At 36.4% G+C, this 23581-nt stretch carries 8 protein-coding genes; 7 read left to right on the forward strand and 1 reads right to left on the reverse strand.

From position 1 onward, the window contains the following. Window positions 1-87: 87 nt before the first annotated feature. Window positions 88-1908 carry a cation:proton antiporter gene (locus tag TYM08_RS01975; protein ID WP_422381299.1) on the forward strand — a complete coding sequence of 607 codons (1821 nt, stop codon included), beginning with the start codon at window positions 88-90 and terminating at the stop codon, window positions 1906-1908. Window positions 1909-1933: 25 nt separating this feature from the next. On the opposite strand, the gene TYM08_RS01980 is transcribed toward TYM08_RS01975, so the two are convergent. After that, a complete protein-coding gene (locus TYM08_RS01980; RefSeq protein ID WP_422381300.1) occupies window positions 1934-2557 on the reverse strand; it encodes a glutathione S-transferase family protein in 624 nt (207 codons plus the stop codon). A 138-nt stretch (window positions 2558-2695) separates the two neighbouring features. Between TYM08_RS01980 and TYM08_RS01985 the strand changes: the two genes are divergently transcribed. The 6 genes from TYM08_RS01985 (at window position 2696) to ltrA (ending at window position 23534) form a co-directional block, all read left to right on the forward strand. Then, window positions 2696-4999, forward strand: coding sequence for a CAP domain-containing protein (locus TYM08_RS01985; protein WP_422381301.1), 2304 nt, complete (start codon window positions 2696-2698; stop codon window positions 4997-4999). Window positions 5000-5538: 539 nt separating this feature from the next. After that, window positions 5539-8148, forward strand: a complete 2610-nt coding sequence (locus TYM08_RS01990) for a PKD domain-containing protein (protein ID WP_422381302.1) — start codon at window positions 5539-5541, stop codon at window positions 8146-8148. 448 nt (window positions 8149-8596) lie between these two features. Beyond that, window positions 8597-9226, forward strand: coding sequence for a carbohydrate-binding protein (locus TYM08_RS01995; protein ID WP_422381303.1), 630 nt, complete (start codon window positions 8597-8599; stop codon window positions 9224-9226). A gap of 295 nt (window positions 9227-9521) precedes the next feature. Then, a complete protein-coding gene (locus TYM08_RS02000) occupies window positions 9522-20972 on the forward strand; it encodes a choice-of-anchor A family protein (RefSeq protein WP_422381304.1) in 11451 nt (3816 codons plus the stop codon). Between the two features lie 3 nt (window positions 20973-20975). Further along, a complete protein-coding gene (locus tag TYM08_RS02005; protein ID WP_422381305.1) occupies window positions 20976-21245 on the forward strand; it encodes a hypothetical protein in 270 nt (89 codons plus the stop codon). A 948-nt stretch (window positions 21246-22193) separates the two neighbouring features. Further along, entirely contained in the window at window positions 22194-23534 is a 1341-nt protein-coding gene (ltrA, locus tag TYM08_RS02010; protein WP_422379593.1) for a group II intron reverse transcriptase/maturase, read from the forward strand. Window positions 23535-23581: the final 47 nt, after the last annotated feature.

Consider the following 23581-nt stretch of genomic DNA (forward strand, 5'->3'; position numbering starts at 1 on the left):
TTAAAAGCAAAAAATAAATAATGCCTTTACTAAACAAACTGTGTAAGACTGAGCTACTTTTCAATTTTGAGTATTTAGGTAGTGTCTATGTTTGATCCAATTGTATTGTTAGTAGGTGTAGGGTTGTTATCCATCACTTGTCAATTTCTGGCTTTCAAAATAAATATTCCAGCAATTTTACCGCTATTGGTTACAGGTATTGTTTTGGGTCCTGTAGCGGGTGTGTTGGATCCTGATTTGTTATTTGGGGATTTATTATTTCCCATTGTTTCATTGGCTGTCGCCATTATTTTATTTGAAGGCGCGCTGACACTCAAAGTAGATGACATAGCAGGTCACGGAAAAATGGTGCGTAATTTATGCACAGTCGGCGCTGGTATCACTTGGGCAGTGGTCACACCTGTTGCACATTTTGCTTTAGACATGTCATGGCAAATGTCATTTTTAATTGGTGCTATTGTGACAGTGACAGGACCCACCGTCATTGTGCCCATGCTGCGCTCAGTTAGACCGAATGCAAACATCGCCAATATTCTACGTTGGGAAGGTATCGTTATTGATCCAGTAGGAGCTTTATTGGCTGTCTTAGTATTTGAATTTATGATCTCCACACAAGACGCTTGGACACATACATTAATTACATTTGGTTTAGTACTTAGCATTGGGTTTGGTGTAGGTGCAGCAATGGGTTATGGCGTAGGTGTCATGCTTCGCAAAAACTGGATGCCACATTATTTACGCAACGTGGCCGTTTTAACGTTAATGCTAGGGGCGTTTGCAGGTTCAAACTTGTTAGCTCATGAGTCGGGATTATTAACCATAACCGTAATGGGTATGTGGTTAGCAAATATGAAAAATGTTGATGTAGATGACATTTTAGAATTTAAAGAAACCCTAAGTGTATTATTAATTTCAGCATTATTTATTATATTAGCCGCACGTCTAGATTTTTCAGCCATTTCTCAACTGGGTTTTGGGGCTGTATTTGTTGTGCTTTCAATCATGTTTATTGCGCGTCCTGTTTCTGTTTTTGTGTCTTCTATTGGTACCGACTTAAAAATAAAAGAACTCGCGCTATTAAGTTGGATTGCACCAAGAGGCATAGTTGCCGCTGCTGTGTCAGCATTGTTTGCCATCAAACTAGAAAGTATAGGGTACGCACAATCAGAATTATTAGTACCAATGGTTTTTTTAGTGATTATAACCACTGTGGTTTTTCAAAGTTTAACTTCAATTTATGTGGCTAAATTATTAAATGTGCAAGCGCCTAAACCAAATGGTTATTTAATTTTTGGTGGTAATAAATTTTCAAGATTATTGGCGTTAGAATTAATTGAAAATGATATTGCTGTTCGAATCGCAGACACAAACTGGGATGCAATTAAAGAGGCCAGAATGGAAAGTATTCCAACGTATTATGGTAATCCAATTTCAGAACACGCACGTCGTACTTTGGATCTTACGAGATTAGGTAAAGTATTGGTATTGTCGCCTTATCGACAATTAAACCCACTGGTGACGTATCATTTTGAACATGAAATGGGTAAAGGTTCGGTGCTGGGTTTAAGTGCAAGCGAACAAGATAACCGGTCCAGCCATAAATTTTCTGATTCGTATTCTAAAAAATTGGGTTTGTTCGCACAGGGTGCATCTTATAGTCGACTAGCAAGTTTAGTAGCCAAAGGCGCTGAAATAAAAACCACAAAATTGTCAGAAGCATTTACCCATGAGCAATACAAACAAACTTATGGAGTAAGAGCGATGCCATTGTGTGCAATTGATCCAAGTGGCAACGTTTATATGTATGCCATTGATCAGGATTTTAAATTAAAAAATGATTGGAAAATTATAAGCTTAGTGAATCCAGAAACTATTCAAGAAAAAATAAAAGAAATTAAACCTCTATAAATAGAGGTTTTTATTTTATGAAAAATTATTTCTCAGTTCGCATCGTATAATACGCTTGAATAATTGGTTCATTTTTCATGCGATTAAAATGTGCAAATAATTTGGGTGTAAGGGATTCAACCAAATCCGTAGGCACGTGATCTAAAGCCCCTTTTGTAAGACTGTTTATTTGCACGAAACATTTAATGTCTGCCACGGTTAATTTACCATCACAAAAATAATCATCATTAGATCGAATCAATAAGCTTTCTAATCCCTTTAATATGGTGCTTAACCAACCTTTAACAAACTGTTCTCTTGCCTGTTTTAATTCGTCGTCTTTTAAGCCAAATGTTTTGACTAAATGATGGCTAATATCTTCAATGGCGCTCATCACTTCTTCGCAATATAACGCTTGTAAATCATTAATTGGATATAAGTGGGTAAGCTTGCCTATGTAACTTAAAATTGGGTTGGTTTGCGTAATTAAGTTGCCGTCTATTTCTAAAACAGGTATGGAGTTAAACGGTGTGGATTGTCGAAATTCGGCAAATTGTGCAAATGAAAGTCGGTGATCGTCAAATTCAATTTTACCGCTGTGAAATGCAATTCGAATGGCTTCGGCGCGTCCGCCATCAAAATCAAAGTAGGATAATTTGTAGTTTGGCATACAGGCTCATTGAGGAATTTAGGAAAGTGATTAATTGTGATCATTGAGCAAAAATCAAGTAGAGGGCAGGTAATAGGGTGATGCCTGTGTCAATTAAAATATGTTAAAGTGAGAAAAAATAACATCCTAGGGGGATATATGCGTAAATTTCGATTGAGTGTAATGGCGGTTTTTACTGTTTGCTTGATGTTGGTTCAACTAAAGCTGTTGGCGTTTGAACTACCTGATCAATTATCTGAAGAAGATAAACAAATCATTTTAGATAAAATTAATGAGTTTAGATCTCAGGTTGCATTGGGTTTGCTTGATGATGCAAATGGCAATCCTGTGCCTACGGCCACTAATATGAATAAATTAGTGTGGGACGACGCGCTTGCTCTTGTGGCAACACAATATGCTGCTCAAAAAATTTGGGGGCATAACAGTAATCGACAATCTGATTTAGGAGACAATTTTGAGTTGGCCAGTTTTAGTCAACTTGGATATGTAGGGGAAAATATTTATGTAGCGAGTTCAACCTCTGTTCCTACGATAAATACGCTTTTAAATGGATTTGACGCATGGGAAAGTGAAGTTGCCGATTGGGTTTATAGTACCTCGACGAATGGCGACTGTGAACCTAACTCCGCTTGTGGACATTTTACGCAGGATGCTTGGGCAAAAACCCGTTATATAGGCTGTGGGTTTATTCGAGCAGATGAAATTCAAAATTTAAATTTTAATTGGCCGTCTACGTATTTAGTTTGTAATTATTTCCCAGGAGGTAACTATATTGGTCAACCAGTTTATTTGTCTGGAGAAATTGCAAGTGCTTGTGAAGCAGATCGTACGCCAAATATAGAAACCGGTTTGTGTGAAGGTGGCTTAGCTTATGATTTTGTCGAACTAGGCAATACTACTGTGACCCAATGTGATGACTCGGTGGGGCGATATATCTGCGATGAAACCTCAACTCTTGATTCTGATAACGACGGTTACAGCGATTATATTGAATTTCAGTTTTCTACGGACAAGAATAATATTTTAGATTTTCCTAAATGTTCGATTGGCCGATTTTACCTAGATGGTGTGTGTGAAGAAGCGCCTGCAGGCAGTTTTGTCGAGATTGAAGGTGCACTTGAAGCCACATTATGTCCAGCAGGTAAATATCAACCCAACCCTGGCATGCAATCGTGTATTTTGACTGAGAAAGGTAAATATTCAGAAGCAGGCGCAGAAGTTTCTATTGCTTGTATGGTGGGTACATATCAACCGATTGAAGGGCAAGGTGCATGTGAGATTGCAAGTGCAGGGAATTACGTTTCAATCCAAGGTGCGATTGAACAAATTGAATGCCCTCCTGGTAGATACCAGCCTTTGACAGGGCAAAATAACTGCTTGATTGCCCCTGCTGGCAGTTTTGTTGATGCATATCAAGCTCAAACTTTTACAGCTTGTCCGGCAGGAACCTATCAGCCAAATGCCGGAAGTACCGATTGTGAGCAAACACCAGCTGGTCAGTTTTCACAAGAAGGCGCGACTGATTCAGAAGTTTGTACTATTGGAACTTATCAGCCCTTAGAAGGGCAGGGGTTATGTTTAAATGCCAGTGTCGGACACTATGTGAGTGAAACTGGATCAATTAACCAAGTCAGTTGTGAAAAGGGATATTACCAAAGCGATATAGGGCAAATTAATTGTAATTTGTCTCCTGCGGGTGCATTTGTAAATATGCAAGGTGCTGACAATTTTACTCAATGTCTGCCTGGTACATATCAGCCGTTAGCGGGTTCTATTGCTTGTATTGATGCGCCAATTAACCACTTTGTAAATCTAGAGGGGGCAATTGAAGCGTCAGTGTGTCCGCAGGGTACCTCACAGCCTTTAACAGGGCAGACAGAGTGTGTTTCGGATACCACTACAGCTACCACTACAAACTCTGAAACAGATACTGAAACACAAACTGAAGTTGAAACTGATTCAGCAACACAAACTGAAGTTGAGACTGATTCAGCAACACAAACTGAAGTTGAGACTGATTCGGCAACACAAACTGAAGTAGAGACTGATTCAGAAACTCAAACTGAAGTAGAGACTGATTCAGCAACACAAACTGAAGTTGAGACTGATTCAGAAACTCAAACTGAAGTTGAAACTGATTCAGCAACACAAACTGAAGTAGAGACTGATTCAGAAACTCAAACTGAAGTTGAGACTGATTCAGCAACACAAACTGAGGTTGAGACTGATTCAGCAACACAAACTGAAGTTGAGACTGATTCAGCAACTCAAACTGAGGTTGAAACTGATTCAGCAACACAAACTGAAGTTGAGGCTGGTCCCCAGAATTCCGAAAATGAAAAACTTGAAGACAGCGCATTTGGCCAGATTACCATGTTTTGGTTGATGTCATTGATGATGTTGCTTGGATTATTTAATAGTCAAAACATCAGAAAGTCTTAGTGTTTTTTTAAAGTTTTAAGGCCTCAGTAATGGGGCTTTTTTATGTCTATATGTTGTAAATTCTACTCTACTTTGAGGTGGATATAATTTTAAACACGCACACATTAAAGTCAGCTGAGATCGGGTTTTAAAAATACAACTGCGATGCAACAGTAATGCAACAGCAATACAACAAATAGCTAAGCGTTTATATCCTAAAAATTGTGATTGAGTTACATTTCTAAGCGTTTTTATACAATTGATTAGGTATAAATAATGTATTATTAATGTCTTGGTGGTGTAATTAATATTATTTTATGTATTTCCCCAAAATTAATTCGGTATTCATTTAAATAGGCAAAGTAATCCATCATTATTCTTAATGACGATTATAAAAATTACAGTGTGAATACTTAATGCCAAAAGTGATCAATTGGGCTTTTATTGTTAAATTTAACGCCGTTAACATTTCAATACTTGAGTCAAGTAAGGGTTAGCGATCATAATACGCCGATCAACTATTAATAACTCAGCAATCCAAAAAGGGGGGCAGTGATTACATGAAAAACCTACTGCCTATTTTTGCAGGTTGCATCATTGTGCTTTCAAGTTGCATTCAACCTACTAATTCCATCAATACTCAAACAGAAACGGATTCTAAAACAGATATTGTAGTAGCTACCAATTTACAGCCTGTGTCATTACATACTTCTGAATTAATTGATGACACCATTTATTTTGATGCTTCTCAATCTTATGATCCTGATGGGCAAATAGTGGAATATCGTTGGTTGGTAAATGATGAGGTTGTCTCAAGAGAAAAAATAGGTTCATATAAGCCCGATCATAGCGGTCTTTTTACTTTGTCTTTAATTGTGGAAGACAATAAAGGGCTCATTGGTGCGTCCAGTGAAATTCAGTACGAGCTTGATTTTATCCCTACAGAAAACACAGCTCCGTATGCCAAAGCTTACATCTCCATTGAAGATTTTACAGTCTCATTTAATGCCTTGGATGTGTCGGACGATTATGACACACCAGATCAATTAAACTACTTATGGACTATTAATGGTGTGACAATGTTAGAAGGCATTAATCCTGTGACTGAAGTTGAGGCGGGGTATCATTATTTTGATTTAACAGTCACTGATCGCAATGGTTTATTTATTAAGACGCAATCTCAAAACTTTTCGATTGGAATGCCTAATCTTGCCCCGACTGCCAAATTAGAAGTTGTCGCTCAACATGATTGGTATGCAGTATTTAAAGCCAGTGAAGCCATGGATTTAAACGGAGAAGAGATTACATTTGAATGGTCTTTTGGAGATGACACCTCTGCTTTTGGTGAGCAAGTTAATCATGAATACGAAGCGGACGGTTCTTATACAGTGATGTTAAGTGTGACAGACGGTGAGTTAGTCTCTCATTACCCGATGCAAATTAACGTTGAAAAAGAAGTCTATGTGCCTGTTGCTAATAATTTAATTAGTAACGGAGATTTTGAATCGGGTATTGCACCCTGGGGTAAATTTGGTGAAATTGAATATTCATTTTCAGATATTGCTCACAGTGGAAACACGTCTTTATATGTTTATGATAGGGCGGCAGCTTGGAGCAGCATCAATTATGAATTTGGCCCACTAACATTGGGTAATGATTATGAATTTAATGTTTGGATGCGCTTAGATGCAGGTGAAAGTACTACTGGCAAGTTAAGTTTATTTTATGTGGATAGTGTTGGGGCACATATTGAAAATGTAGCCACTGCAGAGCTAGTTGCAGGAAAATGGACATTACTTAAAGGTACTTATACTCATTTACCTCAAGGTGAGTTGACGGATATGTTTGTGTATGCCGAAGCCACCAGAACAAGTGCTAATTATTTTGTAGATGATTTATCAATTACAGGTGATGTCGATCCGATATTGCCTATGCCTAGCAATATAGATATCGCCATAGATCACCATACCGCATACCAAGTAATTGATGGATTCGGAGCATTGGGGCCAATGTGGGGCATTGAGCCTTGGAGTGAAAGTCAAACTGAAAAATTATATGGAATGGGTGAGGATCAATTAGGTTTGTCAATTATTCGTACCATGTTGACACCTGATCCCAATACTTGGAAAGATTACGTTAATCTACTAAAAAACGTTCAAAACACGGGGGAGGATGTAAAAATAATGGCCACACCTTGGTCGCCCCCAGCCTACATGAAAGACAACAATAGTTTGATTTATGGAGGGAAATTACTCCCAGAATATTATGATGATTATGCTTACCATTTAAATAACTATGTCTATTATATGCAAGATAACGACATTGAGATTGATGTCATTTCCATTCAAAACGAACCCGATTGGATTCCAGGATATGAATCATGTGAGTGGGATGGCATTACCATTCGTAATTTTATGCGTGACCATGGCGATAAAATAAAAAATGCAAAAGTGCTTATAGGTGAATCGGTTGGATTTAACCGTGACATAACCGATCCTGCATTAGTTGATGCCGGTGCATTAGAAAACATTGATCTAGTTGGTGGGCATTTATATGGAGCCCAAAGTTCAGGCAATTTTGAAGAATACCCTTTAGCCGAAATAACTGGTACAAGAGTGTGGATGACTGAATGGTATACACATGAAGCGGATGGCAACGGAAGTGATATTTGGGGTGATGACTTTCATAAAACAACGTGGGATGAAACATTAGATGACGTATTAGGTGGCATTCATCATTCTATGGAAATTAATTGGAGTGCTTACATTTGGTGGTGGGCCGTGAGGTTTTATTCCTTTATGGGCGATGGCGACCCAATATATGGCACTCAAGAAGGGCAGATACTTAAACGTGGCTGGGCATTTTCTCATTATTCTAAATTTGTTAGACCCGACTCATTAAGAGTTCAAGCAAATACTATGGCGCTTGCGCAAAATTTAGATGTAACTGTCTATCAAAAAGACAAACAACTCATACTGGTGATTCTTAACCGAGAAACAAACCCTGTTGATGGTGTCAAAATTGGTTTCACCCAAAATATAGAATCAGCAGAATTTTATTACACCTCCCAATTTAGAAATCGTGAATTAATGCCTAGTACCGTTGATGGACAAACTGTCACTGTGGATATAGGTGCGCGCAGTATTTCTACCATTATATTAAATCTATAAGTTCAAAATTAATCGCACTTTACTTTAATGTGGGTGCTTTTATTCAAAATAATTCATAAAATGTAATCTTTTGTAAACTCTCATTTGAAGTGTGAAATATTTTAACATGGGTGGTTATGATTAAAATTAGTGCAGAAAAAGCCTAGTATTAGGTGGTTAGACGAAGATAAGGATTAAAAGTATTTAATAAAAAACTGTAATTGAAGTCTCAATTTATGTAAATACTGCATGTTCCCCCTTGAAATATTACATTACATACACTCATAATACATTTAAATAACATTTACTCGATAAAAGGTTAAAAATCAAATAATAGCAATTGATGATAGATCTTCTAATTTAAGCAAAACTAGATCTAACTGTTTAAATTTACCTAAGTCATAATATTGAAATTCATAATTAAAGGCAGTGGTCGATCGCCTTTAATTGAAAAAAGGTTTAAGAAGTAATGAAAAGTCTAATAACAGTTGGTGCAATAGTATGTCTACTATCGATTTTTTCCAGTTGTGACAACGTAAATGAAAACAGTAAAAATACTCACAAAGGCAGTGATGAAATTCAGTATTACTCTGATATAAGCCCGACAGGCAAGTTATCAGGCTTGGCGCCATTATTGAATGAAACAAAACTAATCGGGCTAATTATCGAAGAATTAAAAAAAGGATTTTGCGGGTTTAACGGACAGGTAAAATCTGAACATAAAGGTTACACCGGTGTGGGTTATGCAGACAGCATAAATGAAAGTGGTGCAAGCATCTCTTGGCAAATACACATTCCACAAAGGGGAAATTTTGATTTATTGATTACCTATGCAAGTGGTGCAAAAACAAATAAAGCCACTTTAAATGTTGAAGGACAAACACAAAATATTAATTTCAACATAACAGAAAATGAATGGGAAAATTGGCAGGTTTTAAAAATAAATGTACCAATGGATCAGGGAGTGAACACAATCTCACTACGAGCTACTGCACAAGCAGGTTTGCCAAATATAGATTCAATTAAAATTATAAGCAGAGAGCCTATTAAACCTTCAAATTGTAAAGGTATTGTCTATCCATCTGAAATATCGTTTTAAGTTCAAAGGATGATTGTTTTGAAAAATAAATGGATCTGGTTTTACAATTTACATGACAGTTAATATAGAGACTGGGATATTGATTTATCTTAGCCTTTTAGTTTTATAAATTAGTGAGTAGATTGAGCGTCATATTATTGTCAGAAATGATACAAGCTAATAAAATTCTGTAAATTTATTGACCAAAAAGGTTTAAAAAATTATCAATTCGAGTATTATTCTCGAAAATTGTGCCAATTAGTTCACAAAATTGGCACTTGTATCCATATAAAAATATTCTTTTAAGGAATTTATTATGAATCTTCATTATCAATTAAAAACGCCAACAAAATTATTAGGCTTAATATGCTTTTTGTTTTCTAATTTTCTTTATGCTGACTTTAATGATGCCAGTCAATATAACGTATACATTGAGCAAGATTTTGAGTCAGCCAATACAGAAGTAGAAGGAAAGCTTTACACAGGAAATGATGCAAAGCTTATGAGCTATGCAATTAGTTCTGGAATAACTTTAGCACCAGAACAAAACTCATTGGTTGTTGGAGGTAACTTATCATTTGATCACGGCAAAATTTATCATGGCAGTGCAGTTGCACAAGGTGGTATTGATAATGTGACTTATGAAGTATTAAATGGATTACAAGAAGGCGCTACAGTTACCGGTGCGGTTGTTTTTGACAAGCAAGCTGAAATAGAATTTTATGAATTAAACAATAATTCAACGCAATTATCGCAAGCTGAAATTAACGGTGTATCTGAATTTAAATGGAATGGACTGCATTTAACGGGTACTTGTGAAGAAGAAATTCAAGTTTTTAATATTACAACAGACGACTTAGCCGATGCGACATATATAAATGCATCATGTATTGATCAGGCAAATGCAGTCGTTATTAATATTACAGGTGCTATTGGTGAAATCGATAATATCGGATTACAAGCATTTGCACCATTAGCTAATAAAACATTATGGCACTTTGTTGATGCAATCGAATTATCTATTGGCAGTGTTGGTCTTGAAGGTACGGTATTTGCGCCAAAAGCAAATGTGAATGGCCTTTGGGGTTATTTACATGGCACATTAATCGCGAAAAATTATTTTGGATTTACTCATTTTTACCACACACCATTTACTGCAGATATATCTTCTTTATTATCATCTGAGCCACCAGAAATAACCTCATTTGCAAATTATTATGGCTTTGAAAATTCAGTTTATCAATATGATGTCGATGCGGTAGATCCTGATGTTTATGACGAATTGGCTTATACTTTAGCTCAAAATCCAAATGGCATGTCAATAGATGCTCAAACAGGTGAAATTAGTTGGGTCGCTGACAAGAAGTATGTAGGAAGCGTTGCGCAATTTAATTCACAGTGTTATGTCGTTCCAACGGGTTCAATCGAAGTGTTACTAGATGGTCAAAGCAGCCAGGCCTCATCAAATTATATCGCACCATTATTTTTAGAAGTGAAAGAAGCGATTCACGACGGTGGTGAATATACTTCAGAGCAAGCAATAAGTTGGGATGAACAACATCAGTGCTTAGGCTGTCATATACAATCACAAAGTTTATTAGGTTTAGTCACCAGTCAAGATAAAGCCGATGTACCACAAGAAGGCATCGACTATTTATTAAATGAATTTTTAACTAGTCAGCAAACTGATGGTTCAATTATTCAATCCCACCCGCAATACGCAAAAAATCAAACCGCTTTAGCAATATGGGCAATGTCAAAAGGCATCGACCCAGAAATTACAATTGATGTTCGTGCCAATGCATTAAACTTTATGCAAAGTAAAAAACAAGGCTCAGACGAAATCTATTGGACACAAGATCACCCAACGGGCTGGTTAAGAAATCCAGAAGCAATGACGTCTATCATGGCTTATTCAATTGCATATTATTTAAAAGATATTCAATTAGTAGAAGCCCCAACACAGTTTCAGTTAGATATCGCCGATCAATATTTAGATAACGTAGATGCAATTGTTCGTTATTTTATTTCAGACAGTTATAACGATGAAGTCTATTCATTATTCAGTGCGTACCGTTTGATTGCTATTTCTGAATTATTAGAATTTATACAAGACGAAACGTTAAAATCAGAAGTTGAGCAGGCAAAAACTCATTTAGATCAATTGTTGAGAAGTAGACAACAACAAAATGGTGGTTGGACGTTGAATTTTAATTCAGGAACAAGTGATCCAATGACCTCTGCATGGGTGGGTTTAGCGCTGAATTATTTGAACCCAAGTATTACCGATAAACTCGTGATAGATAATATTAATTATTTATTAGACGCTCAAGAAGCAAACGGAACTTGGGATACTAATAGTGGTTATTTCTCAACGGATCTAGGTACAACAAGTTTGGTTATGTCGTACTTGCCCATTGCATTAGAGCATTTAGGTAATCCAGATGTTCGAGTAAGTGATATTTTATTACGTGCAAATGCTGATGATAATTTAATCATTCAAGCAACCATTAAAAACCGTGGTTTAGCTGATATTACTAGCGATTTCGTCATTCAATTTTTAAATGAAAATGACGACTTAATTGGCGAGTCTCTATTCTCAGGTCTAAATAGTAATCAAGTTAAAGTAGCCACTGCGAAAATTGAAGAATCACAAATTGTCGGCGACATCATAGTTAAAGTGGTAGTGCCTGAGTCCGTTGAAGAATGTACGATTAATAATAATGAAGCACGCGCAGCAACTGTTAATGTATTGGTTCATGACAAAGCACAAAACTCAGACAATCAATGGTTTTCGGTTAATATTTTAGATGTGAACGCAGCACCTGTTATTACAAGTGAACCACCAGCTGAGCAACAAGGTGGGCAATCAATTGAATATCAAGTAACAGTCGAAGATGAAGATATTGGTGACGCCGCTGTTTTTGAATTAACCGATGCCCCTGAAGGCATTTATATTGACAGCAGAACAGGCTTAATTACATCAGATCCAGAAATATTAAAACCGGGAATCTATTCAGTAACTGTATTAGTAACGGATTTAAGAGATGAATCAGTAGAGCAAACCTTTACTTTTGAAGTGTTCGAAAATTTAGCGCCAAGTATTGTTAGTTCAGCCGTAAGTAAAGGCCATGAACAACTAGGTTATATTTATGACGTGCAAGCAACGGATCCAAATAATGATGAATTAGAATTTGGTTTTGAAAATAACGTGCATGATATTGTCATTGATAAAAACTCAGGTCAAATCACATGGAACGAAGCTTCTAAATTTGTTGATGTATTGATTAATCAGAATTTAATGTGTGAGAAAGAATCTGAAATAATTAGTGAATTTAATGTTGTTGAAAAGTGGAGATGGACGCATTCTGATTTACAGCAAAGTGATGTTTACGGACCTCCAATGGTAGCTCAATTTACAGATGATAATGCCGATGGCTTGATAAATGAAGATGATGATACAGATATTATTTTTTATTCTGGCCACCATCCAGAAAATGAAAAAATAAGAATTGTTGATGGTGCCACAGGAGTTGAGCATTTAGTTTTAAATTTACCAATATCAATGTTAAGTAGTCCTGCAGTTGGTGATTTGAATAGAGATGGTATTCCTGAATTTGTTGCAGTTAGTAAGTATCGCGAATCATTAATGCTAATAAGTAATACTGGAGAGATTATCTGGCAAAGTAATATTCCTAATCTCTACACAAGACATACTCCAAGAGACGGAATTAATCTTGCCGATTTAGATCATGATGGTATATCGGAAATTATATTAGGTGACTTGGTATATGATTTTGATGGAAACCTTTTATGGAATGGGGTGAATGATTTTGGTGGTGAATTAGATTATGGAATCGTATCAGTTGTCGAAGATATAGATTTAGATGGTGAGTATGAGATTATTGCAGGGCGTTCAGTTTATAACTCAGATGGCTCATTAAAATGGCATGCATCTTCAATTCCTAGTAGCGGGATAAATGCAGTAGCAAATTTTGATAATGATGACGAAGCTGAAATTGTTTTAGTTGCAAATTCAAAAGTGTATTTATTAGATACTGATGGAACAATTATTTGGGGGCCAATTTCGTTGCCTGGTGGTGGGGTAGGTGGGCCACCAACTATTGCAGATGTTGATGGTGATGGCGTTCCTGAAATAGCGGTGGCAGGTGCAAAAAATTATGTAGTATTTAATAGTCTTGGTGATGTTTTATGGAAACATGACACTATTGACAGTAGCTCATTTAGAACAGGTTCTTCATTCTTTGATTTCGAAGGCGATGGGAAATCTGAAGTGCTGTATGCAGATGAATATAATTTTTATATATTTGAAGGTGCGACAGGTGATGTGATTTATGAGCAAGCTAAAAGAACGGGAACGGTACTTGAATATCCTGTTGTTGCTGATGTTGATAATGATGGACATGCAGAAATCGTGTTGGGAGAAAATTCAAATAGCAAAGCTGGGTTGTTCGTACTGGAAGGTAGCCCTGAATGGTTGCCAACACGAAGAATTTGGAATCAATACTCATATTCAGTGAATAACGTTAATGATGATTTAACTATTCCATCGGAGCCTTCATATCCATGGCTAACCCACAACACCTTCCGCCTAAACACATTCATAGATCGTCCAGCATTGGCTCAAGCCGATTTAATTGTGCATTCAATTAAATATAACGAACAAAATAGCGAAGTAACATTAACGGTTAAAAACAGAGGGTTAACTGACTCAACTGAAACAACGATTAATGTATTTCACGAGCATTTTTGGTTAGGCGATACAGACTTAGGTTTAATTGAAGTCCCTTTAATTACGCCAAATACTGAAATTGAATTAACCTTACCAATTAACGAATTGGATATCAGTGAGGCCATTCGTGCAGAAATAAACACAGATCAATCGGTGGTTGAATGTGACTATACAAACAATACCGCTCGTGCTGCGGTTGTGGATGTAAGAGTGTATGACCTAGCAGGGTTATGGGACAGCCAAAAATTTGCAATCAGTTTTACTAATCACAATGACGCGCCGCAAATTATCAGTGCAACTGTAAGTTCAATTTCAGCTGAATTAGATTACAGTTTTAAAGTAGAAGTGAGTGATCCAGATTTAGGTGACGCATTTAGTTTTGGTTTAATTAATGAAGAAAATGTATTTGAAATAAATAAAAAGACAGGCATTATTTCTGCTGAAAATTTAGTTGAAGGCAGTTATTTATTAGAAATTAAAGTAACCGATTTAGCTGGTGCAAGTGCAACTCAATTTCATACTGTAACAGTCACTCCAGATGGCAATCTGGCTCCTACTATTACTTCGCTGCCAACAGGAAATGTCACAGCTTTTGAAACTTATACATATCAAGTTGAAGCAACAGATCCTGAAGCGCAATTAATAGCTTATGTGTTATCTTCCGCACCAGAAGGAATGACAATTGATCCACAAACTGGTTTGTTGCAATGGTCAACTGACTTTGAGGATGTTGGTGTTCATTATGTCAGAGTCATTGTTTTAGATGAGTTAAATGCATCTACTTCACAAACATTTGATGTTGAAGTTTATGATCCTTATGCAAGTAATGCTGCACCAGTAATCACAAGTGTCCCTGAAGGAGCTGTATTTGCGGGTAAAGAATTTAAGTATCAAGTGATTGCAATTGATGCTGACGGTGATTCGTTAAATTACACCATCGAATCAAATGAACAATCAATGAAAATTGATCAAAATGGTTTGTTCACATGGATTCCAATTGCAACATTAATTGGTGAAGTAGTAGAAGTTACCATCACTGTAGATGATGGGCGAACAGGTGCAACATCGCAAAGATTGAGTTTGCCTGTAAATGAGTCGGCTAATCATGCACCAACTATTTCTTCTGAACCTACATATGCAGTTGAAGTAAATACGTTATACCAATATCAATTAAATATTTCAGATTCAGATGGCGATTCTTGGACATCTACATTGTTAGAGTTTCCAGCAGGAATGGTTATTGAAAATGACTTAATTTATTGGACGCCATCAGATAATCAATCATCACAAATACATGAAATAAAAATTAATGTTGAAGATGAGCGTGGCGCGATTGCACAACAAAGTTATTCAGTTTTTGTCAATAAAGAGTTACCACCAAACTCGGCGCCAGAAGTTTTAAGTGCGCCTACTTCACCTGCATTTGTAGATGTGGAGTATCAATATCAAATGGTTGTATTTGATGCGGATAATGATGAAGTGACTTACTCGTTAGTTGATTCACAAGAAGGTATGTTCATAGATAAAAATGGGTTATTTAGTTGGACACCAACTTTAGATCAAATTGGAACGTTTTCAGTTCAAATTAAAATTCAAGATCAAAGATTTTTTGTAACTCATAACTATATGCTACAAGTAGTAGATGGAATTGTTTCTCAACCAGGTTCAAATGATAATAACTACCCTGAAATACTTTCTACTCCAAGTTATGTGACTGCAAAAGATGAAAATTATATCTATCAAGTAGTTGCAAAAGATGCTGATAACGACGCTTTATTTTATGAGCTCACTTCAAATCCAGATGGCATGACTATAACTGAAGAAGGTTTTATTCAGTGGTCACCTACACAAAAAGATCTTGGAAGTTATTCGGTTGTTGTTTCAGTGAATGATACAAAAGGCATAACAACTCAAAGTTTTGAATTAATTGTCAAAGAAGAATTAGCCCCTTTGAGTGCGCAATTGCATTTTGGGTCGAGTCAGGTCTATCCAGGTGATGAACTTACATTGTTCTTAGTTCACGATGGTGGACGTGGTTCGGTTGTTAAAGAGTTAACCTTTGAAGGTGAAATTGTTAACTTAAGTCCATATGGCCAAGGCAGTATTATTGTTCCTGATATAGGTCAATACGAATTTGCTTTTAATGTAAGTGACATCCAGTCAAATGTAGCGGGATCTAAAACTTTAAATGTCAGTGATCCTAATGACAGCACTGCGCCAGAAATAGAATTAATTTCGCCAGAAATTAGCGCTACGATAAAAAATAAAATTGATGTAGTAGGAAGTGTTTTTGATGTGAACTTACAATCCTATACATTATCCATTTCCTCAAAAGGTAAAGATAATTGGATTGAATTAGCGAAAGGCTATCAAAATAAAGATGCAGAAGTCTTAGGTCAAATTGACGCCACTATTATGCGAAATGGCATGTATGACTTAAAACTAGAGGCGCAAGATTCAGCAGGTTTCATTCGTTATATTATTTATCCAATAACCATTGATGGTGATTTAAAAATTGGTGAGTTTGCAATCACTCAAACAGATTTCGAAATTCCAGTAATGGGTATTCCGGTAAGTTTCTCAAGAACTTACGATAGCCGCCGCCGATTAGAAAATCTTGAGTTGGGTTATGGTTGGTCAGCAAGTTATAACGATATTGAAATTCAAGAAAGCGTAGAACCAACAGATGGTTGGAAATTTTCATCCGAGGGAGCACCTTTCAAATTTGGTGGTTTAGCTGGAGGGGCTGTAATGTCGTTCCCAGCAATCTGTATGCGTTCAGTAAAAGATCAAGAAGTGACAATCACATTACCAAATGGGGATATTGAAACTTTTGTTGCAAAAGCTACAAGAAGGGATGGAGCTTTACAATCTTTTGTTGATGAAGAGTGTTATATCGCAGGTGGGGTGTTTGGTTTCACCATTACATTCGAATCAAAAGATGACTCTAAAGCTACATTAGAAGCATTGGATGCAGTTCAATATTTTTATGATGCAAATACAAATGTTTTATCTTCAGAGCTTGTTTTTCCGGAAGCAGATGATTTAAGTGTCTATAAATTAACAACGCGTAATGGATTTGAATATTTAATTGATCAATACAATGGCATTCAATCGATTACCGATCCAAATGGTAATAAACTGGATTACTCAGACACAGAAATCAGTCACTCAGCGGGTCAAAAAATACAAATCATTCGAGATCAGTTTGATCGTATTACCACTGTTATCGATCCAAAAGGTAATGAGTACACTTATGAGTACGACGCACAAACAGGCGATTTAATTAATGTGATTGACCCAGTTGGCGCTATTACAAATTTTGTATACAGCGACACGGGTAAAAACGACGAGCATTTCTTAACAGATATTATTGATCCGCTTGGTCGTGGTGTAGTGAAAAACATCTACGAAGACGGACGTTTAATCGCACAAGAAGACGCTGATGGAAACCGTACTGATTTTAATCATGACTTAGAAGGTCGTCAGTCGATTATTAAAGATCGTAACGGCAATGTAACGGTTTATCATTACGATGAAAACGGCAATGTATTAACCACTACCGACGCTTATGGTCATATCACTTCGTATACTTATGACGCAGACGATAATGAACTAAGCATGACCAATGCATTAGGGTTTACTACACAAGCGACCTATAACGAAGACGATGACGTATTAACTCAAACCGACGAGTTAGGTAATACAACGACTTATACTTATAACGACAAAGGCGATGAGTTAACCATTGTGGATGCTAAAGGTCATGTTTGGGAAAATACTTATGACAGTGTAGGAAACTTGACAGGCATTAAAGGGCCAGATGGAAATAGCTTTAGCTCTACGTTGGATTGGAACGGTAACTTAAGCACAACCACTGATGCTGCGGGTAATAAAACGTCTTATACCTATAACAGCAAAGGCAGTAAATTATCAGAAACCAATGCATTAGGTCATAAATCTACTTATACATACGACTCGAACGACAATATGTTATCTGGAACGATGACTCGTACTGTAGTTGACCCTGCTGATAGTTCATTAACTATTTTGTTGAAAGAAACCACATCGTATGAATATGACAAGTTAGATCGTTTAATTAAAACAACGTACCCAGATGGTAGACAGTCAGAAAGTGTGTATGACTTGATGGGTAATGAAGTGTTAAATATCGACATGCTTGGTCGCACCACTCAAATGGAATACGACGCGTATAACCAAGTGATCAAAACTATTTATGCAGATGGGTCTTTCACAGAAAAAACTTATGACAAAATGAATAATGTTTTAAGTGAAACTGACGTGAAAGGCAATGTCACTACTTTTGAATACGATAAATTAAATCGATTAGTCAAAACTGTTTATGCAGACAATAGTGAAATGCAAACGGTTTATGATGCAATTGGCAGAGTTGAAAAACAAATTGATGCTTTAGGTAATGAGTCGTCTTTTGAATATGACGAGGCAGGCAGACGTACTAAAACCATCAGTTATTTAGTAAGTGGTAATATTGAACATAGTTATGAATATGACACTAACGGTAATGTGTTAGCTGAAATTGATAACTTAGGTCGCCGTACTGAGTATGAATACGATGAGAATGATCAAAAAGTTAAAACCACATTTAATGATCTGACTTTTATAGAAACACAATACGATGCATTAGGTAGACGAGTTAAAGAAATTGATCAAGCAGGTATTGAAACTGAGTATGGTTATGATGCAATTGGTCGTTTAATTTCAGTGACCGATCATCAAGGTAACATCACTTCATACACCTATGACGAGCAAGGTAATAAATTAAGTCAAAGCGATGCAAAAGGCCAAACAACACTTTGGACGTACGATGATAATGGTCGTGAAATTTCAAGACAGCTACCAATGGGGCAAATTGAAACTTACGCTTATGATTATTATCTGTGTGCCGATAAACAAGCAGTTGAATTAAATCAAGTGGATGCCCTTTGTATGCAAACTACTCATACAGATTTTAATGGTGACGCTCATGTTTATTTCTACGATATTTCAGATCGTTTATTTGAAACTGGGTATGCAGATGGATCGTTCGAGATAAATGAGTTTGATGTAGCAGGTCAAGTCATACAAACCCAAACACAAGAAGGGATTTGGAATTATGAATATGACTTTGCAGGTCGTTTATTAAGTGAAACTCAGCCAAACGGTTCGGTATTACATTACTCTTATGATATTGCAGGTAACAAAACACAGTTTGTTTTAGAAATGGATTCTGTTGAAGTCTCTAAAATTATCTACACATACGATGAGCTTAATAGGTTGTCGACAGTTCGAGAATATATTGTGAATTCAGTTGTGTTAACTGAAGCCAAAATCACAAGTTATGGCTACGATGAAGTAGGTAATCGACATTCAGTTTTATATCCAAATGGTGTGTCACAGGTTTATGTTTATGATGAGTTAAATCGTCTGAAGACTTTAAACACTTTCGATCAAGTTGGTGTGTTGATGGACTCTTTCTCTTATGAAGTTGGAGTAACTGGCCGTCGTGACAAAGTTGTTGAATATAATGGTAGAGAAATTTCTTACCAGTATGATGATCATTACCGTTTAACGAATGAAGATGTGATCGACGCAGTTAATGGAAATTACAGTGCCACATATACTCATGGTTTCACAGGCAATCGTTTAACTAAAAACGATGGCGAAGAGACTGCTTATGTTTATGATGCGAATGATAGAGTTATTAGTGAAGTAAATAGCACGACAACTACAGAATATGTATTTGATGACAATGGCAACACCATCCAAGTGTTAGAAAATGGGCTGGTGACTATTGATTATGAATACAATAGCTTGAATAAATTGGTTAAGGCTGAATTAGAAACTCAAACCATTGAATTTACTTATAACGCATCTGGTATTCGAATTGGTAAAACGGTTACTGATGAGTTTGGTGTTAGTATTGAGATTCAATACATTGTTGACATGAATCAATCTTATGCTCAGGTTGTGGGTGAAGTGGTTGCTGGTGAATTGGCCGTGACTTATCAGTATGGGGATGATTTGATTTCTCAGAATCGTATTGATACTGATATTACTGTGCCTAGTTATTATATTTATGATGGTCTTGGATCTACTCGATCTTTAGTTGATGAATCTGGGATTGTGAGTGATTCATATAATTATGATGCCTTTGGTGAATTATTGAACTCGGTTGGTGTGACTGATAATGCTTATCTTTATACTGGTGAGCAGTTTGATGAAGAATTGGATCAGTATTATTTGCGTGCTAGGTATTATGATCAGGGTGTTGGGCGATTTACTCAGCAGGATGTTTATTTGGGTAACTCGCAAGATCCGATAACATTGCATAAGTATTTGTATGCTAATGCTGATCCTGTTATGTATACGGATCCTAGTGGATACTATGCAATGTCATTGAGTGGTTTTTCAGTGGGGTTTAGTATACAAGGTATTTTGAGGTCAACTATGACAGCAGGATTGATGGTTTCTACTGCTGGTGGAGTTGCATTAGGGATAACCTCATACTTTGAATATGCTTTAGGTTTCCCAGTAACAACACAAAAAGCAGAATATGATATTAACCAAGCTGCAATGAATCTTGCTGTTTCTAAGGTTAATACCAAAGATGGTAAAAATATAGGCCATCATTCAATTCCGGTTTATATGTGTGGTGCTGAAGAAGCTAGCAGGCAACAATTAGTTCCATTGAAACCTCTTGTCCATACTGCATTGCATTCTGCAATGGTTACCTATAACGCAGCTATTAACACTGCTTATAAAAAATATTTTAAAGGCACTAATAAAATATTTAGTTATTCAAATAAAGAGCCTATACAATTATTGGCAGAGACACCTAAAGGCAGGGCTGTCATTGCAAAACATCTAGAGTTATTCTACAGTTTTGGATGGTTCGAATTAGGTGAACCTTATTTTAGAGGTATTTTCGATCAAGAAAAGCAAAAATACATAAGCGGTGTTACTTCGCTACCTAACTGTAAAAGAGGCGGTTAATATATGATTCAACTTCCATATAAAAAGAAATTTGTAGAAATTCCAGATATTAAAACTGATGAAATTTTGGATTATTTGAATTTGGAATATGGTTTAATTGATACAAATCAACAAATAACAGCAAGTGATTTAAATTTTGTTGGTTTGAAAGATATAAATGATTTTGAGATGTTAATTTGGAAAATTCGAAATAAAAATGTTTGTGTAGTTGTAAGGGCATATGAGAATTCATACATTATTGAAATGGATAAATTATCTGAATTTGAATTTTAGATTAGTTTAAAACAAGCTAAGTAAAAACTAACTAAGACAGCCATAGTAAAATCAAGGTCAATCCTAAACAGATTGGCCTTTTTATTGTCTAATACTCCAAATTATTGGTCATTTAAAGCTGAAAATCCCTTCAATTGGAGCTAACGACAACTAACTAAGACAGCCATAGTAAAGAAAATAAGGACAGGCTAGCTCGTTTAGGAAGATTGAGGACAGGCTAACTAATATAATTTGACAAAAAAAATAAATGGGGTCTGGTTTTACAATTTACATGACAGTTAATAAAAAGGCTAAGATATTAATTTATCTTAGCCTTTTTCCTTTGTACCTCATGAATGATGTTTAATAATTGATAGCGCTGGACGCGTAAAATCGCGTAGCTTTTAATTTCAGAACTAATGGGGTCAAAGCGTACGCCGTTACCGGCAATATATCTAGCAGGTTAAAGTCCTGTCCTAGGAATTACTCATTCACCTAGGTAGCACTGAAAAGCAGTGTTCAAGTAATTGGATGCTGTAAGTTTTTCAAAGGCAAAACCGCAGACCGCAACGCAAGTGAATCTGTTTAGCCTCGTTAACTAAATAAGGACGCTGACTCTCTGTTTTGAAGGGGAAAGCTGTCATCTTTCAATCAAAAATATGATTTCTGATCTGTCTTTTTTAGACAGTCACAAACATATTTAATGAGCATGAACGAAAGAGTCCTTCGGGGTTATAAGAGTGGTATGTGGTGGAAGATACATTGTGCAGGACGGGAGATCCAATAAGGTGATTTTTTGCAGAATCAACGGTCATTTATAAGCGAAGAGCGAAATGATGACGGGCTTTATTGGAAGTCAGAGGGGCTAATAGTACCGTTTGAGGGTGAGCGACAACATAACGACACCCAAGGGAAGTGGCTCTACTTTATTCATGTAACCAAAGAGGAAAAGGCTCAGATGATTGCATTATGCTATTAACATCTTCCAGTTTGAAAAAACGAGTCGGTGACCTTCAGAGGAAACTATTTCAAAAAGCCAAACAACAATCCACATTTTGCTTTTATTCAATCTATGACAAGGTTTATCGTTTGGATGTCCTGCAATATGCTTACGAACTTGTTAAGAAAAACAATGGCAAACCTGGTTTAGATCGGGTGACATTTGAAACAATAGAACGAGAAATATCAAAGTGGCGTTACTTAAATATTTTACAATCTAAGCTTAAATTTAATTCCTATCAATCCAGTCCAATTAAACGTGTCGACATACCGAAAGGTAATGGCGAAACTCGTCCGTTGGGTATCCCGAATATTGAAGATCGAATCATCCAAATGGCTGTTAAAATTGTCATTGAACCAATTTTTGAATCGGGCTTCAGTAATAACAGTTACGGATTTCGTCCTAATCGATCGGCTCATCAAGCCATGAACAGTATTACTCAATCGTTAAGATCGGGACATACACAAGTGATTGATGCTGACCTGTCGAAATACTTTGATACCATCGCGCACGTTAAGCTCATGAAGTTAGTATCGCTGAGAGTTTCTGATAAGAAAGTATTAGCGTTATTAAATCAATGGTTAAAGTCGGTGGTGATCAAAGTAGAAAAGAGCGGAAAACAAACGGTTATTGCAGGTGGTAAGAAAAGTAAATTAGGCACACCTCAAGGTGGTGTTATCTCGCCATTATTGGCCAATATCTATCTGGATGTATTGGATAGAATATGGGACAAACACAATTTAGCATTTAAATTAAAAGCGAAAATAGTCCGATACGCTGACGATTTAGTGATTCTTTGTAAAAATGAAACAGATGCATCATATAAAGTGTTAACACAAGTTTTGGGTAAATTAGATTTACAACTTAATGGAGACAAAACTGAAGTGGTAGATTCGCTAAAAGAGAAGTTTAATTTTCTAGGTTTTGAAATTTCAATGGCAAAAAGCAAACAATCAGGAAAAGTATTCCCGATGGTTGAGCCGTCACAGAAATCGATGAAAAAAGTAAGTGAGAAGATTAAATTTTACACTCGAAGAGCGATGAATCCAGTACCGATAAATGAAGTGGTTAGACAATTAAATGCAACAGTCAGAGGCTGGTGCAATTATTTTTATTATGGTTACGGTCATCGAAAAATAAAGAAGATCCGATACTATATGGAAGAAAGTCTGCGACACCAACTAAGGTACAGACACAAGGTGAGAAATAGAGGGGCGAGTTATCATAAATTTCCAAGGCAGTATTTGTACGGTTATTTAGGGTTATATCAGCCACCAGTAAAACCGCGTTGGAAAGTTGTGCATGCTTGAGAAGAAGGATATCGGAAAGCCGTATGCGGGAGAACCGCACGTACGGT

The sequence above is a fragment of the Marinicellulosiphila megalodicopiae genome (genome assembly GCF_045862395.1).
Classification (GTDB): Bacteria; Pseudomonadota; Gammaproteobacteria; order Pseudomonadales; family Natronospirillaceae; genus Marinicellulosiphila; species Marinicellulosiphila megalodicopiae.

Bases quoted from the DNA above. Each gene is read 5' to 3' on its own strand.
- TYM08_RS01975 (WP_422381299.1), top strand. From the start codon at position 88: ATGTTTGATCCAATTGTATTGTTAGTAGGTGTAGGGTTGTTATCCATC.
- TYM08_RS01980 (WP_422381300.1), bottom strand. From the start codon at position 2,557: ATGCCAAACTACAAATTATCCTACTTTGATTTTGATGGCGGACGCGCC.
- TYM08_RS01985 (WP_422381301.1), top strand. From the start codon at position 2,696: ATGCGTAAATTTCGATTGAGTGTAATGGCGGTTTTTACTGTTTGCTTG.
- TYM08_RS01990 (WP_422381302.1), top strand. From the start codon at position 5,539: ATGAAAAACCTACTGCCTATTTTTGCAGGTTGCATCATTGTGCTTTCA.
- TYM08_RS01995 (WP_422381303.1), top strand. From the start codon at position 8,597: ATGAAAAGTCTAATAACAGTTGGTGCAATAGTATGTCTACTATCGATT.
- TYM08_RS02000 (WP_422381304.1), top strand. From the start codon at position 9,522: ATGAATCTTCATTATCAATTAAAAACGCCAACAAAATTATTAGGCTTA.
- TYM08_RS02005 (WP_422381305.1), top strand. From the start codon at position 20,976: ATGATTCAACTTCCATATAAAAAGAAATTTGTAGAAATTCCAGATATT.
- ltrA (WP_422379593.1), top strand. From the start codon at position 22,194: ATGCTATTAACATCTTCCAGTTTGAAAAAACGAGTCGGTGACCTTCAG.